Origin of the sequence: Citricoccus muralis, assembly GCF_029637705.1 — a bacterium.
Taxonomy (GTDB): domain Bacteria; phylum Actinomycetota; class Actinomycetes; order Actinomycetales; family Micrococcaceae; genus CmP2.
The window spans coordinates 335,750-350,152 of sequence record NZ_CP121252.1 but is presented as its reverse complement, the minus strand read 5'-3'; the positions used below and the strand labels follow the sequence as shown (position 1 = coordinate 350,152).

Annotated in this window: 14 protein-coding genes; 6 read left to right on the top strand and 8 right to left on the bottom strand. The window is 66.7% G+C overall.

The features are described 5' to 3' along the window. Positions 1-37: 37 nt before the first annotated feature. The 4 genes from P8192_RS01555 to P8192_RS01540 all read right to left on the bottom strand — a co-directional run bounded on the left by P8192_RS01555 (position 38) and on the right by P8192_RS01540 (position 3,702). The gene (locus P8192_RS01555; protein WP_278157944.1) at positions 38-835 is read right to left on the bottom strand and encodes a glycerophosphodiester phosphodiesterase; all 798 of its coding nucleotides are present in this window, start codon (positions 833-835) and stop codon (positions 38-40) included. A 62-nt stretch (positions 836-897) separates the two neighbouring features. Then, positions 898-1,743, bottom strand: coding sequence for a hypothetical protein (locus P8192_RS01550; protein WP_278157943.1), 846 nt, complete (start codon positions 1,741-1,743; stop codon positions 898-900). Further along, positions 1,740-2,384, bottom strand: a complete 645-nt coding sequence (locus tag P8192_RS01545) for an alpha/beta hydrolase (protein ID WP_278157942.1) — start codon at positions 2,382-2,384, stop codon at positions 1,740-1,742. Before P8192_RS01545 ends, P8192_RS01550 begins: the two co-directional genes overlap by 4 nt. A 7-nt stretch (positions 2,385-2,391) precedes the next feature. Continuing rightward, entirely contained in the window at positions 2,392-3,702 is a 1,311-nt protein-coding gene (locus P8192_RS01540; RefSeq protein WP_278157940.1) for an endonuclease/exonuclease/phosphatase family protein, read from the bottom strand. 181 nt (positions 3,703-3,883) lie between these two features. Between P8192_RS01540 and P8192_RS01535 the strand changes: the two genes are divergently transcribed. Further along, positions 3,884-4,624, top strand: a complete 741-nt coding sequence (locus tag P8192_RS01535; RefSeq protein ID WP_278157938.1) for an alpha/beta fold hydrolase — start codon at positions 3,884-3,886, stop codon at positions 4,622-4,624. Here the strand turns inward: P8192_RS01535 and P8192_RS01530 are convergent. Further along, entirely contained in the window at positions 4,605-5,561 is a 957-nt protein-coding gene (locus P8192_RS01530; protein ID WP_278157937.1) for an EamA family transporter, read from the bottom strand. The two genes, P8192_RS01535 and P8192_RS01530, sit on opposite strands and share 20 nt — an antisense overlap. 71 nt (positions 5,562-5,632) lie before the next feature. Here P8192_RS01530 and P8192_RS01525 point away from each other — a divergent pair, with 71 nt between their 5' ends. Beyond that, on the top strand, positions 5,633-6,571 hold the full coding sequence (locus tag P8192_RS01525) for a LysR family transcriptional regulator (RefSeq protein WP_278157936.1): 939 nt from the start codon (positions 5,633-5,635) through the stop codon (positions 6,569-6,571). Here P8192_RS01525 and P8192_RS01520 read toward each other — a convergent pair. Next, entirely contained in the window at positions 6,568-7,788 is a 1,221-nt protein-coding gene (locus P8192_RS01520) for an ROK family protein (RefSeq protein ID WP_278157934.1), read from the bottom strand. The genes P8192_RS01525 and P8192_RS01520 overlap by 4 nt on opposite strands. Positions 7,789-7,871: 83 nt before the next feature. Here P8192_RS01520 and gap point away from each other — a divergent pair, with 83 nt between their 5' ends. After that, positions 7,872-8,927 (top strand): type I glyceraldehyde-3-phosphate dehydrogenase, encoded by a 1,056-nt coding sequence (gap, locus tag P8192_RS01515; RefSeq protein ID WP_270106530.1) that lies wholly within the window; start codon positions 7,872-7,874, stop codon positions 8,925-8,927. A gap of 3 nt (positions 8,928-8,930) precedes the next feature. On the opposite strand, the gene P8192_RS01510 is transcribed toward gap, so the two are convergent. Continuing rightward, complete coding sequence (locus P8192_RS01510) at positions 8,931-9,578, bottom strand: 4a-hydroxytetrahydrobiopterin dehydratase (RefSeq protein ID WP_278157932.1); 648 nt, start codon at positions 9,576-9,578, stop codon at positions 8,931-8,933. Between the two features lie 64 nt (positions 9,579-9,642). Here P8192_RS01510 and P8192_RS01505 point away from each other — a divergent pair, with 64 nt between their 5' ends. Then, positions 9,643-10,434, top strand: a complete 792-nt coding sequence (locus P8192_RS01505) for a lipoate--protein ligase family protein (protein ID WP_278157930.1) — start codon at positions 9,643-9,645, stop codon at positions 10,432-10,434. 63 nt (positions 10,435-10,497) lie between these two features. On the opposite strand, the gene P8192_RS01500 is transcribed toward P8192_RS01505, so the two are convergent. Continuing rightward, positions 10,498-11,382 carry a LysR family transcriptional regulator gene (locus P8192_RS01500; RefSeq protein ID WP_278157929.1) on the bottom strand — a complete coding sequence of 295 codons (885 nt, stop codon included), beginning with the start codon at positions 11,380-11,382 and terminating at the stop codon, positions 10,498-10,500. 119 nt (positions 11,383-11,501) lie between these two features. Between P8192_RS01500 and gabT the strand changes: the two genes are divergently transcribed. After that, entirely contained in the window at positions 11,502-12,845 is a 1,344-nt protein-coding gene (gene gabT / locus P8192_RS01495) for a 4-aminobutyrate--2-oxoglutarate transaminase (protein WP_270106534.1), read from the top strand. Between the two features lie 45 nt (positions 12,846-12,890). Continuing rightward, entirely contained in the window at positions 12,891-14,345 is a 1,455-nt protein-coding gene (locus P8192_RS01490) for an APC family permease (RefSeq protein WP_278157928.1), read from the top strand. The last annotated feature ends 58 nt before the right edge of the window (positions 14,346-14,403 follow it).

The following is a 14,403-nucleotide window of genomic DNA, read 5'->3' as shown; positions in this document are numbered from 1 at the left end:
GCCCACTATCCGATGTAGCCGGCCTCGCGGGAGGTGATCAGCTCAGCCGCTGCAGCGCCCACTCTGGATCGTTGACGGTGACCTGCTGGACACCCAGGGTGCGGGCTTGGTTCAGCTCGTCGTCGGTGAGCACCGTCCACATCCGCACGATGCGCCCGGCCTGGGTCCAGGAGCGCAGCACGGAACCGTGGTGGAACAGCCACTGCACGGAGGGGCCGAGCAGCCCCGCCGCTCCCCCGCGGGTGGAGGCGCCGATCTGGACGGCGTCGCGGTCGTCCGCCTCGAACAGCGGGCACAGCATCGAGGCGGGCACCAGCGAAGCCACCCGGCGCAGCGAGTCGCGGGAGAAGCTCATCACGGACACACTCACCCGGGAGCGCTTCCCCTCCGGTGCCAGCAGGCAGGTGCGAGCGTCCCACCCCCAGCGGCGCAGCCATTCCAGCACGGCGTCTTCCAGGGCGCCGCTCATCGAGGTGGCGTGCTTCATTTCGACGGCGAGCTCGACGGCGCGGCCAGAGTCGATCATCATGGCAGTAAGTTCATCCAGGGTGACGAGCTGTTCTTGGGGCCGGCCGTAGCCGGCGGGCAGACTCGGATTCTTCCAGGTGTGCACGTCAAGGGCGCGTAGTTCGGAAAGGCGGTGGGCCCGCACGGGACCGCGGCCGGAGGAGGTGCGATCCAGGGTGGCGTCGTGCCAGCACACCAGGTGACCGTCGGCGGAGAGGTGCACGTCCGTTTCGACGCCGTCGACTCCCACGGAGAGCGCGTGCGAGAACGCCGCACGGGTGTGCTCGGCGTAGGCGGCGCTGGCCCCTCGATGGGCGAAAACTCTCACAAGTCGACACCCTAGCCAGGCCCGATGGCCTCACGACGACGTCGACATGAACGGCAGTTGACCTACTCCTGCGTAGCTTCTGTGGACTCCGGGGCGGCGGGCTGTTCTTCCGCCGCGGCGTCCAGGGCGCGCTTTTCGGCGCGGCTGAGCTTTTTCTGTGCCTCGGGCCAATCCGGGAACTCTTGGGGCAGCGCTCCGAAGAGGTTCTGCGCAGAGGTCACCACAGAGCGCCCCAGGGCCCGGTTGCCGAAGCCGCCGATGGCCGCACCAATACCGAAGGGCACGAGCCGCCCCATCAGGTGGGCGCCTTGCTTTACCACCAGGCGCTTCATGAACATCTGGGAGATCCGATTGAAGAGTCGCTCGGACATCCCCGACATGCCGGTGACTAGCCAGGAGGAACCACCGAGTGTGCCGGAGCCGGAGGTGGCCTCTTTGAGAATCTTGCGCCCGTCCTTGCCGAGCATCACCATCATCACCAGTGCCTGGCCACGCTCGTCGTTGCGGGTGGGAATCCCGTGCAGTTCGGCGATGGACTGGGCGTAGAGGGCGGTGACTTCCAGGAATCCGACGGCCGCGCCCAGGGAGAGCCCGACGGCGGCCACAGTGCCCACACCGGGCACGACGGCGGTGCCACCGGCGGCCGCGCCCACCCCGGACACCAGGTTCAGGTACTGCTTGGTGAGCCGGTCGGCGATCTCCGCGGGGCTGTCCTCGGGGTGGCGACGGCGCATGCGCTGCAGGTTGGCTAACACGGTGCCGCGTTGGACGGACAGCGCCGAGAGGACCGCCTTCTGGAAGGTCGGGGTGGGGTTACCGTCGTCGTCGACCGCGCGTTTCACCGCTTGGTCCAGTCCCGCTTTCATTGCGGTCGATCCGGCCAGGCGTCGGGCGTCTAGTGACTTCATGATTCCAGTGTAAGCAGATGGTGGCGCAGGAAAATACTCACGTCCAGCCCCATCTCTTCACCGATGGTGTGACCCATTCCCGGGTAGGTGCGGGCGGTGAGCTGGGTCCATTGGTCCAGCCAGCCGGTGGTGAAGGTGATGGCGTCGGGGTTGATCACCAGGTCGTCGACGTCGCGACCCCAGAAGTAGGGGTGGCGGATATCTTCGGTGCCGTCGAGGCTGGCCAGCAGGGGGTTCGAGAGCACGAATCCGGAGAGGCCAACCACGCAACGGAACGCTTCGGGGCGCAGCCTGGCCAGGGTGGTGGCCATGGCCATACCCTGGGAGTGGCCCAGCAAGGAGACGCTGCGGTAGCGGTGGGCGGTGACCTCCTCGGAGTCCAACACATCGAAGACGCGGTGGGCGGCGGCGATCACTTCGGCGAAGTCGTCGGCGAGGAAGTAGTCGAGCAGGAACCAGCCCCATTCGTCGTCACCGATCGGGAAGCCGCCACGGATGGCGAGTCCGGTGGTGCCCTCAGGCAACATGGAGAAGCACTGGTCGGCGATGCGGCGTTCGTTCGAGCCGTAGCCGTGCAGGACAAGAACGAGGTGGGTGTCATCACGCTGATCGGGGTCAGCGGAGAACAACAGCTGCGTCATAGGTGCGTTACGGGGCCGGGACAATATCGGCCCACACCAGGCGGTGATCGGTGGGGGCGGAGCGCTGGGTCATTTTCGCGATCAACCCGTCGGAAACCTGGGGTGAGCCGGTGAGGTGGGAGCCGTCTTCGCCGACGCCGGGCCAGAAGACGCCGGAGCCGCGGACGTCCAGGGTGTCTGAGGGCAGGACGTAATCGGCGCGGGCCATGCGGTCGTCGGATTCGGTGGTGCGGGTGGAGCCGGTACCGGGTTCGACCTCGGGGGCCAGGTCGGTGATCCGCTCGGTGTCGAGCAGCTCGTTGATCCCGGCCGGGTCGGCCGCGGTGCAGCCATCCGGGTCGGCGCCGAGGGTACCGGCCACCACGAAGTGGTCATCGGTGGACAGGCCACCGGTGGCACCGGCGTCGTCGACGATGTAGTCGTCCTGGCCCTCGGTGACGTAGTCGGACCAGAAGCCAATTTCATCCGCGTTGCGGGCCTGATCGACCGTCCCGCGCGAGGCGTCGGCCGGCGCCGAGGCGAGCACGTGCACGGTGCGGTTGCCCACGGTGATCGGCACATCCCAGTGACCCACCGACGACAGCGGCAGGATGGACTGTTCGAGGCTGGTGAACTTGTCGGCGGGCAGGTGAGATTCGGTGACCTGCTCCCAGCGCAGATCCTGGAACGTGCGGATGTTGTCGGTGTCGATCGGCTCGGTGGAGAAGATCACCATGCCGGATTGGCCCGGGAAATCGCCGTAACCCAGAGCGTCACCGGGGCCTCCGATGACGCCGTCGTCGTCCAGATCGGCGCCAGATTCAATGCCAGCGTTCACGGGGCCGGAATAGATGTAGGGGTAGTCGATACCCTGCTGGCCCTGCTGGCCGACCGCCAGATAGTTGGTGGCGAAGAGCGTGGCCGCTTCGTCATGGTCGTCGACGTCGAACCCGGAGAGCACGAGGACCTCGGGGGCGGCGCGTTGCACGGTCTCGGCAATGGCGGCGCCCTGAGCGTCACCGGGGGCGGAGAGATCGCGAATCAGATCCCCGGCGGCATCCCGGCTGAGACCGGAATGGAAGGTGGCCACCCGCAGGGATCCGGGGGCCGGGGCGCTCACACTACCTGCGCCGGTGCTGGCTTCCGGGGCGCACACATCGTTGATGGCGGCCGCGCGGCTCTCGCCGTCAAGCACGTGCACGGGGCCCCCGTCAAGCACATGCACGGGGCCCGTAGCAGCTGCTGCGGGGACAGCGAGTACACCAAGGAGGCCGACGCTAGCAGCGCCGGCCACAGCAAGGCTCGCGGCGCGACGAACGCGCACTTCATCCCGGGTCATGAACTCCAGCGTAAGAGGTTCCTCGAGTCTTGAAAAGCGCCGTGCAAACGATTGCACCTTCAGGTAACTGGGGAGTAGCCGCGCCCACATGCCGATGGAGGGCGATTCCTGACCTGGACTTCCTCCAAAATGAAACCGAAACGTGATGCAATCGTGACCTTGGATGTGATGGGCTGAACCCATGGCTGAACAAAGCGTCATCTCGGCGCGCACCTGGATGATTTCCGGCACCGCGGGCACCATCGCGGAGTTCGACGCACTGGCCGCAGCATGGCCAGAGGCTGCGCACCGCTGGGCGCTGCCGGAGGTCGAGAGCGTGGCGGAAGCTGCCCGGCTGCTGGTGATAGACATCGACGACGCCGACGGCGAATCGGCGCCGGAACTGCTGATCGGGCATAGCGCCGGGGGCATCGTGGCGGCCCACGCCGCGCTGACTCTGGCCGGTCGCGACGCACTCCGCACCGACTCCACCGCAACCGAGGTGAAGCTGGTGCTGTTGGACTCGAACATGCCGGCGGAACCGGATCTGGTGCGGGCGAAACAGCGGCGCTTCCACACCGCTTCCGGGCCGCGCACCCCGAGCAGCCAGGAATTTCTGGACTCGATGTCCGCCTCCATTGGCGCAGCCCCCGATGGGGTGCGCCAACAGATCATGGAGCGAATGCGGGCCGCTGCCGACACCGAGGCGCGCACCCACTTTTGGCCGGATGTGCTCGCCCAGGACACCGCGGCCCTCTGGGACCAGCTGGCAGCCGCCGGCATTCCGGTGCTCTATCTTCAGGCCACCCGCCCCGTGGATGCCGCTGCGGCGACCGTGCGCCACCCCAGCGCCGTCGTGCGCAGCGTGTCCGAGGCCGGCCACTGGGTGCATGTGACCCACCCTCAGGAGGTGACCCGGCTGATTACCGGCTGGCGAGGCTGACGTCGCCGCCGGCACCACTCTCTACGGAGCTGCTTTGCCCCGGCTGCGGCGCGGGGTCGGTGATGATCTCGTTCTTCACGGTGGCCGCTGTACGGGTGGTCCCCACACTGGCGGCGATCACGAGCAGTAACACCACCACGCGCAGCCAGCCGAAGGTTTGGTCCAGCAGAATCCAGCCGGCCACCGCGGCCACCGCCGGTTCCAGCGAGAGCAACACGGAGAACACCGGTGCGGGCAGCCGTCGCAGCGCCGAGAGCTCCAGGGAGTAGGGCACCACCGAGGAGAACAGCACGACGGTGAGCACGAACCACACCAGCTGCGGGTGCGCGCCCAACTGCATGGCCCCAGGTGCACCCACCGGCAACAGCATCAGTCCGCCGATCAGCATGGCCACCCCCAGCCCGCCGACGCCGGGCACCGTGGAGCCCACCTTCGCGTTAGCCAGAATGTACAGCGCCCAGAACACTCCGGCCACAGCCGCGAAGATCACCCCGGTCACATCCAGCGAGTCGGCCGCCAGCCACGATTCCACGCCGAGCAGCACCATGCCGAGTGCCGCACAGCCCACCCACACCAGGTCGCGAGCCCGGCGCGAGAGCACCGCGGCCAAGACCAAAGGTCCGGTGAACTCCACGGCCACCGCCACCGAGAGCGGAATCCGTTCGATCGCCGCAAAGAAGAACCCGTTCATTCCGGCCAGGGACGCGCCGAGCACTGTCACCGCCAGCCAGGTGCGCCCGCTCCAGGTCCACGGCGTGGCCCGGGTGGCCAAGGACAGGATGATCACGACCAGCCCGGCCACACCGAGCCGCAGGGTAGTCACGCCCCAGGAGCCCAGGCTGGGGAAAAGTTGCACGGCGACGGCCGCACCCATCTGAAGGGAGATACAGGAGCCCACCACGAGGGCCACGCCGGAACTGATGCGCTGCGATGTCATGGTTCCATCGTCACCAGCCGAGAAAGTTAAGTCTAGTGACATGTTTTCACCCATGTAGTTAAGCTGAGCTCATGTTAAACGTGCACCGACTGCGGATTCTTTACGAGCTGCATCAGCGCGGCACCCTGGCCGCCGTTGCCCAGGCGCTGAACTACACGCCGTCGGCGGTCTCGCAGCAGCTCTCCCTGTTGGAGAAAGAGACCGGCGCACAGCTCCTGGAACGCGTCGGGCGCACGGTGCGGCTCACCGACCGGGCACTGGCCCTGGTGACCCACACGGAGACGGTGCTGAGCACCCTGGAACAAGCCGAAGCCGAACTCGAAGCCTCCCGGGATCGGGTGGCGGGCACCCTGCGGGTGGCCTCGTTCCAGACGGCAATGGCGGTGTTGGCTCCACCGGCGCTCACCATGCTCTCGCATCAGTTCCCGGAACTACGGATCCAGCTCATCCAACGGGAAGTCACCACCGCGTACGAGGGGCTGCGCAACGGGGAGTTCGACCTGATTGTGGGCGAGGAATACCCCGGCATTCCGGAACCGGTGTACTCGAACATCGACCAGGCCGACCTCTACTTTGACGACCTGGTGCTGCTGGTGCCCCCGGAGGGCCCGTGGAGCACCCCGGCACAGCTCGCCGATCTGGCCGAGGCTTCCTGGGCGGTGGATCCGGCGAACATGGTGACGGGCGCCTGGGTACGAAACATCTGCCGCGACGCCGGCTTCGAGCCCATCGTGCAATACGAAACGACGGACCCTTTTCTCCAAGCCCATCTCGCGACGTCGGGGCACGCGGTGAGCATTGTTTCCGCGTTGATCGCCTCCAACTACGTGGATCGCACCCGGATGATGGGGCTGCCCGGGCGTCCGCAACGTCGCCTCTACACCGCGGTGCGTTCCGGGCGCAGCCAACTACCCGCGGTCAGGGCGTTCCGTCGAGCGCTGACGTTTATCGCGGCAGATATGGCCCCACCGGCTCCCCCGACGCGCCTCGACGACGCCGCGGTGAGCTAGGCCCCCGACGTCGCGGCAGCGGGCGTCAGCGACAACATGTTCTCTTCCACGAAGTCGAGGGCCAGCCGGACCGCACCGGTGACGACCGCCCCAGCCCCCAACCCCGAAACCTCCACCCGCGGCGGGTTGGGGGACAGTGACGCGAGTTCTTCGTTGATCACCGGAACCAGGGCGGCCGCCGACGTCGACACCGCGCCGGCAATCACGACCAGCTCGGGATCGACGACAGCACCGAGCGCGGCCATCACCCGGGCCATGCGGCGCGCAATCCGGTCCAGAATCCGCAGTGCCACCTCGTCGTGCTGGGCGGCGGCCTCGAAGACGAATCGAGCAGAAGCGCGGTGAGTGTCTGGACCCACCAGATCGCGGATCAGCGTCGGCTCCCCCTCGGCGAGGGCCGCACTTCCCCACTGTCGGGCGAGGCGCGCGATGCCGTCGTCGCTGATCACGCCCGAATCCAGGGGCAACATCCCCACTTCACCGGCCCCGCCATGTCGACCGTGCAGCAGCCGGCCCGAGGTGAGCACACCGGCGCCCAGACGCTCACCGGCCAACATCACGGCCAGATCATCGATCCCCTGAGCAACTCCCCGCCAGCGTTCCGCCATCGCCGCAAGATTGGCGTCATTTTCGAGCAGTACGTGCCACCCTCGGTCACCCCAGAGCTCGGTCCGCAGTCCGAGATCAAACAGGGGCGCCTGCTCGTAGCCGGCGGCGATATCTCCCTGCCGGTCCACCGCGGTCGCCACGCCGATCCCCACCGCGAGCACCGCGGTACTCTGCACCCCCGCTTCCTGCAGGGCTTGATCGACGGTGCTCTTGATCGTCTCGATGCGCTGTGCAGGTGTCGCGTCCAGGGCGCGGCCGGGAACACGCTGGGCCACGCGTGTCAGTTCCCCACCGTTGAGGTCGGCGACTTCTGCCGTGACCGTGGCGACACCGAGGTCCAGCCCAACCACACAGCCCGCGTGTTGATCAACGGTGAATCTCCGTGCCGGGCGACCTCGCCGAACGCCTGGATCTCGTTCGGGTTCGAGCTCGCGCACCCATCCCCGTCGAATCAAATCATCACAGACGGCGATGACGGTGGCGCGGGTGAGACCGGTGCGCTGAACGAGGTCCGTGCCTGTCAAAACCCCGCGGCCACGCATCACGTCCAACACGGTGGTCAGGTTCGCGTGACGCAGGGAGTGAGGTGCGGTGGTTTCAGAGTTCATCGGGTGCCTCTTGACGGTGAACGATGGCAGGGCAATAATACTAGTACCGTTTAAATTTAGATCCTAAATCAATAGGAGTCACCATGACCGCGCGCATTGCCATCAACGGATTTGGCCGCATCGGCCGCAACTTTCTCCGCGTTCTCCTACAGAAGGACGCAGACCTGGAGGTGGTGGCGATCAATGATCTCTCCAGCCCCGAGATGCTGGCGCATTTGCTGAAGCACGATTCCACGACCGGTCGGCTAGCCGAAGATGTTCGGTACCAGGACGGCCATCTGATGGTGGACGATCGGAGCATCGCCGTCTTCGCTGAACGCGATCCGGAGAACCTACCGTGGCGGGACCTCGGCGTCGACATCGTCCTGGAATCCACGGGCCTGTTCACGAATGCTGCCGGCGCTCAGAAACACCTCGACGCCGGCGCTCGCAAGGTGCTGATCTCGGCACCGGCCACGGGAGACGACCTCACGGTGGTCATGGGTATCAACGAGGGCGACTACGACGATGCCCGGCACCACATCATCTCCAACGCATCATGCACGACCAATTGCCTGGCCCCGCTGGCCAAGGTGCTCAACGACGCGTTCGGCATCCAGGGCGGGCTGATGACCACCGTTCACGCCTACACGGCGGATCAGAATCTGCAGGACGGTCCGCACCGGGACTTCCGCCGGGCCCGCGCCGCCGCGATGAACGTGGTTCCCACCTCCACCGGTGCCGCCAAAGCCATCGGCCGGGTGCTACCCGAGTTGGACGGCAAGCTGGATGGCTTCGCGATGCGCGTCCCCGTGGTCACCGGATCGGCTGTTGATTTGACCGTGACGCTGGATCGTGAAGTGACCGCCGAGGACATCAACGCGGCCTACCGGGAGGCCGCCGCCGAGGCGAATTGGGCGGGCATCCTCACCTACTCGGACAGTCCACTGGTGTCCTCGGATATTGTCACGGACCCGGCGTCGTGCGTCTTCGATTCTGGGCTGACGAAGATTCTCGGTGACCAGGTGAAGGTCGTGGCCTGGTACGACAATGAGTGGGGCTATTCGAACCGCCTCGTGGAGCTGGCCGAATTCGTGGCCGCCCACCTCGATCGGTCGAACTCGTCGGCAGCACACCGGCTGCCAGAGCTGGTGGGCTGAGGACTAGCGCAGCAGGAAGTCTCCCACCGGTGCCTCCGGGAGGTCTGTCGTACAGACACACGCCTCGTTGCCTTCGGCGTCGGCCAGCACCCAGAAGCCGGGTGCGTATGCGTCGGTGACCAGCCGGCCGCCGGCGTCGAGAGCTGCTTGAACGCGCGCTTCGGCTTGGTCGTGCGCGACGTAGACGTCCACGTGGGTGGTGGAGCGCTGCTCGCGCCGTTCCACGGAGGGCTGGAACCACAGTGAGGGCAGGATGCCGGAGGGATCGTCAAGGTAGTCGTCCTGGGTCTCGCGGTAGCCGGTGATGGCTTTCCAGAACGGCTTGACCGCGGAAATCTCGACGGCGTCGATGGTGATCACGGTGCCGCCGATGCGCTCAAGTTCGCGGATCAGACCGGCCTCTTCGACCACCGCGTCCACGGCGGCGGCAAATCGGGTGTCGCGGGCGGTGAGGGCTCCGACGTCGTGGCTGAAGACCCGCACTCGCACCCGGTTGTAGCGCAGGTCGACGTCGGGGTGGTGGTTCTGTTCTTCGGCGATCTCGGCCACGCGTTGCACGAAAGCGACTGCTTCGGTGAAGCTCGGCGCTTTGATGGCGGTTTCGAGGCGGCCGCGCACCACGCGCCACCCGGTAAGTTGCTGCTGTGTCATGGCCTCAGTGTCTCAGCCGGGCGCGGACAGAGTCGAGGGTTCGTGGGAGAACTACGATGCAGGTATGCGGAATTGGGTGAATCAGGGCGAATCCCTGGGCGCGGAAGCCGATCTGGACTACTCCTACCGGCTGTTGCGCGCGGTGCAGTCGGGAGTGTTAGAAGCGCCGCTGATCCGGGTGTACCGCCCGGAGCCCACCGTGTCTTTCGGACAGCAAGACACCCGGATGCCCGGTTTTGCGGCGGCGCAGGACCGGGCGCGTGAGCACGGGTTTGTGCCGGCGGTGCGGCGGGCCGGCGGCCGGGCGGCGGCCTATCACCGCGGCAGCTTGGTGGTGGATCATTGCTTCCCGGTGGCTGACGGAGACGATTCGTTCTCCGGGTTCCGCGAGCGCTTCGAGCACTATGCGGACCGATTCGCTGCGCTGTTACGCCGTCTGGGAGCCGACGCGAGGGTGGGCGAAATTCCGGGTGAGTACTGCCCCGGCGAGTTTTCGGTGCATGCGCGACGGTCCAGGTCCAACGGCAAGATCAAAATCATCGGCACCGCCCAACGCGTCACGAAGGGGGCCTGGCTGTTTTCGTCGTCGCTGGTGATAGAAGATTCTGCCCCGATCCGCGCGGTGCTCACCGACGTGTACGACGCTCTGGAACTGGAGTTGAATCCGGCCACCGCTGGCGCGGCCGACGATGCGGCTGAAGGGATCACGGTGGAGTCGGTGGTCGAGGCGCTGCTGGCCGATGAACTCGCCGAGGCGCACCTGGTGCCGGAGCCCGAGCCCGGGCTGCACACCCTGGACTTCGCCGAGCTGCTCGACCGGGTGCCGCGCGATCTCACACAGGAGGTGGAGAGATGAGTCGGATTCCCTCTCTGCTACCCGGCCGCGAAGACGAGGCCGCCCGGGACCTGGGCTGAGGCGTCAGTTCCGCGGGGTGGTCAGCGTCTCTCCGAAGTGGGCGCGACAGAACTCCTTGAGCCGGGCAGCGAGCTGGCGCAAGGTGGCATCCGCGTGATGGTCGTGGCGCCAGGTGGCAAACAATTCCACCCGCAGGTCTTGATCGTTGGCGCGCACCTGCAGCGGCACCAGATCGAACCAGGGGTCATCCGAGAGCACCGCCACCCCGCGTCCAGCGGCGGCAAGCGCCTGGGCCACCCGACCGTGCTGGGTTTCCACCACCCGGCGCGGCACCAGCCCGGCCACTTCAAGGGCACTGTCAAGCAGATTCCGCGCCCGGAACGAGGTGGAGGGCACCAGCAGGGTTTCGGACACCAGATCCTTCAGTCCCACCGTGCTGCGCCCGGACCAGCGGTGCCCTGGCGGGACATAGGCCCACACCGGCAGGGCGGCGATCGGCACCGAGCGCACGCCGGTGCGGGGGCGGCGGGCGCTGACGATCAGGTCCACGATCGGCAGGAGCCGGTCCAGGTCCGGAGCGCTGACCACCTCGCTGATGGAGGGCACCGGGTCGTCGTCGTCGAAGGTGGCCACGAACGGGGCGACGACGTCGATCAGGGTGGTTTCCGGGGCGGCGATGGAGATGGTGCTGAGCCGCCCCTCCACCAACTGCTGGGCCACCCTGCGGGCATGCTCCAGCTTCTGCAGCACCGCACGGGCGGCCTTGAGAAATTCCGTGCCCTCCGAGGTCAGAATCAGCCTCGAACCGGACCGGCGGAACAGTTCCAGCCCCGACGTGCGCTCCAACTGACGAATCTGTCGAGACAGGGCCGGCTGGGTGATTCCCAGCTCGGTGGCGGCTGAGGAGACGGTGCCCTCATCGACCACCGCCACGAACGAGCGAAGCAAACGTGAATCCATAACCGTAGAGCATACGCTGCCACACATATCGGCATTGGACAGTACCCAAGGGCATTAGTCAGGATCAGGGGTAAGAGAGATCACTTTTCGAACCCAGGAGTACCACCGTGCCCGTTGCCGCCCCCTCGTCCGCTCTCCCCCAGAGCCGCTCCCTGTTGACCACGCTGCCGGGCCCGCGCGCCCAGGAACTGCTGGAGCGCCAGCGCCAGGTGGTCCCCGCCGGGGTGGCCTCCACCATGCCGACCTTCGCAGTGCGCGCCGAGGGCGGGATCGTTGAGGATGTCGACGGAAATCGCCTGATTGACTTGGGGTCCGGCATCGCGGTGACCTCGGTAGGCGCTTCCGCTCCGCGCGTCGTCGCCGGCGTGCAGCAACAGGTCGAGCAGTTCACCCACACCTGCTTCATGGTCACCCCCTACGAAGGCTACGTGGCCGTGGCCGAAAAACTGGCCGACCTGACCCCGGTCCCCGGACCGCAGCGTACCGCCCTGTTCAACTCCGGCGCCGAAGCCGTGGAGAACGCCGTGAAGGTGGCACGCGCCTACACCGGCAAGCAGGCTATCGCAGCCTTTGATCACGCCTACCACGGTCGCACCAGCCTGACCATGGCACTGACCGCGAAGAACAAGCCCTACAAGAACGGGTTTGGCCCGTTCTCCCCCGAGATTTACCGGGTGGCCGGTTCCTACCCGCTGCGCGATGGCCTCAGCGGCGCCGAGGCAGCAGCCCGCGCCATTCACCAGCTGGACCGACAGATCGGCGCTAACAACCTGGCCGCCGTGATCATGGAGCCCATCCAGGGCGAGGGCGGTTTCATCGTGCCCGCCCCCGGCTTCCTCGCGGAGATCACCCGTTGGTGCCGCGAGAATGACGTACTGTTCATCGCCGACGAGATCCAGACCGGTTTCGCCCGCACCGGGCAGTGGTTCGCCTCCGAGTTCGAGGACATCCAGCCCGATCTGATCACCACCGCCAAGGGCATCGCCGGCGGCATGCCGCTCTCCGCCGTGACCGGCCGCGCCGAGATCATGGACGCGGCCCTGCCCGGCGGTCTGGGCGGGACCTACGGCGGCAACCCGGTGGCCTGTGCTGCCGCCCTGGGCGCCATCGAGACCATCATGGAGGACGGCCTGCTCGGCCGCGCCCGCGAGATTGAGCACGTGATCGTGGAGCACCTGACCTCCGTGCAGCGCAATGACGCGCGCATCGCCGAGGTCCGCGGCCGCGGCGCGATGGTCGCCTTTGAACTCATCAACCCCACGACCGGCGCTCCGGACGCCGCGCTGACCGGCGCGGTGGCTCAGGCCGCTCGCGACCAAGGCGTCATCACCCTGACCTGCGGTACCGATGGCAACGTGATCCGTTTGCTGCCTCCCCTCACCATTTCCAACGAGCTGCTGCGCGAAGGGCTCACCGTCATCACCGACGCCCTTGCAGCGACTACCATTTGACATCTTGATCGGCCCACCCCTGGGCCCCTCCGAGAGGACCTGTACATGACAACGACGATGGAGCAGCAGACTCACCACGCCGGTGAATTCAAGCGCAGCGTCAGCAAGGCCGGAATCTTCTTCCTCGGCTTCGGTTCCATGATCGGCTTCGGCTGGATCGTGCTCACCGGCGGCTGGATCGAAGACGCCGGCGCCGGCGGCGCGATCATCGCGTTCCTGATCGGCGGGGCGATCATGGCATTGGTCGGGTTGGTCTATGGCGAGCTGGCCTCCGCCCTGCCCTTCGCCGGCGGCGAGCACAACTATCTGATGCGTGGCATGGGGCCGCGCATGGCTCTGATTGGCTCTTGGGGCATCATCGGCGGGTACATCACCGTCTCGATGTTCCAGTCGGTGGCGGTGCCGCGCGCGGCGACCTACCTGTTCCCGCAGCTGCAGCAGATCCCCATGTACGAGGTGGCCGGTGAACCGGTGTTCCTCACGTGGGCGCTCATCGGCGCGGTGACCTCCGTCCTCTTGACCTGGCTGAATATCCGGGGCATAAAGAACTCGTCGCTGTTCCAGAACTCGGTGGTGATGTTCCTGATCATCGTCGCCCTGGTGATGGCCGTGGCCACCGTGTTCGGAGGCAAGGTCGAGAACGTGGAGCCCTTCTTCACCGGCGGCTCGGTGGGCATCGTTGCGGTGCTCGTGGTGGTGCCCTTCCTGTTCATCGGCTTCGACGTCATCCCCCAGTCGGCGGAGGAAGCCAACGTCTCCCCGCGAGCACTGGGCAAGCTGATTGTGCTCTCCGTGGTGATGGCGACGATCTTCTACATGTTGATCGTGACCACCACCTCCCTGGCGGCACCGACCAGCGAGATCATCAACTTCGACCTCGCCACCGGCGACGCCCTGGCCTACATGCTCGGCCACGCCTTCTGGGGCAAGCTCGTCATCGCCGGCGGTCTGGCCGGTGTGGTGACCACGTGGAACGCGTTCATGATCGGCGCCTCTCGCCTGCTGTGGGCGATGGCGAAATCCGGCATGATCCCCGCCTGGTTCGGCGTGATGCACCCGAAGAACGCGACCCCGGTCAACGCGCTGCTCTTCGTGGGCGCGCTGACCACCGTGGCCCCGTTCTTCGGACTGGCCATGCTGGACTGGGCGGTGGAGGCCGGCGGCCCGAGCATCGTGCTGACCTACATGATGGTGGCCATCGTGTTCCTGGTGCTGCGCCGCCGTGAACCAGGCCTGGATCGTCCGATGCGCGTCGGCCGCCCAGGCAACGAGTGGACCGGACGCATCGTGGGTGTGCTGGCTGTGGTGTCGACCGCGGGCATGCTGGTCCTCTACCTGCCAGGTCTGCCGGCCTTCATGGCACCGGAGTCGTGGCTGATTTTGGCCGGCTGGTGGATCCTGGGCATGCTGTTCGTGCTCAAGCTCCCGTCCGGCATCAAGGCTGGCCCCGGTGCCGAGGAGCGGTTGCTGGCAGCCTTGGCCTCGCGACGCCAGAAGTAGTAGCGGCCACCCGCTACCCCTCTACCCTAGCGGCGCTCGGTCTTCACGATCGGGCGCC

Bases quoted from the DNA above. Each gene is read 5' to 3' on its own strand.
- P8192_RS01550 (WP_278157943.1), bottom strand. From the start codon at position 1,743: ATGAAGTCACTAGACGCCCGACGCCTGGCCGGATCGACCGCAATGAAA.
- P8192_RS01545 (WP_278157942.1), bottom strand. From the start codon at position 2,384: ATGACGCAGCTGTTGTTCTCCGCTGACCCCGATCAGCGTGATGACACC.
- P8192_RS01540 (WP_278157940.1), bottom strand. From the start codon at position 3,702: ATGACCCGGGATGAAGTGCGCGTTCGTCGCGCCGCGAGCCTTGCTGTG.
- P8192_RS01535 (WP_278157938.1), top strand. From the start codon at position 3,884: ATGGCTGAACAAAGCGTCATCTCGGCGCGCACCTGGATGATTTCCGGC.
- P8192_RS01530 (WP_278157937.1), bottom strand. From the start codon at position 5,561: ATGACATCGCAGCGCATCAGTTCCGGCGTGGCCCTCGTGGTGGGCTCC.
- P8192_RS01525 (WP_278157936.1), top strand. From the start codon at position 5,633: ATGTTAAACGTGCACCGACTGCGGATTCTTTACGAGCTGCATCAGCGC.
- P8192_RS01520 (WP_278157934.1), bottom strand. From the start codon at position 7,788: ATGAACTCTGAAACCACCGCACCTCACTCCCTGCGTCACGCGAACCTG.
- gap (WP_270106530.1), top strand. From the start codon at position 7,872: ATGACCGCGCGCATTGCCATCAACGGATTTGGCCGCATCGGCCGCAAC.
- P8192_RS01510 (WP_278157932.1), bottom strand. From the start codon at position 9,578: ATGACACAGCAGCAACTTACCGGGTGGCGCGTGGTGCGCGGCCGCCTC.
- P8192_RS01505 (WP_278157930.1), top strand. From the start codon at position 9,643: ATGCGGAATTGGGTGAATCAGGGCGAATCCCTGGGCGCGGAAGCCGAT.
- P8192_RS01490 (WP_278157928.1), top strand. From the start codon at position 12,891: ATGACAACGACGATGGAGCAGCAGACTCACCACGCCGGTGAATTCAAG.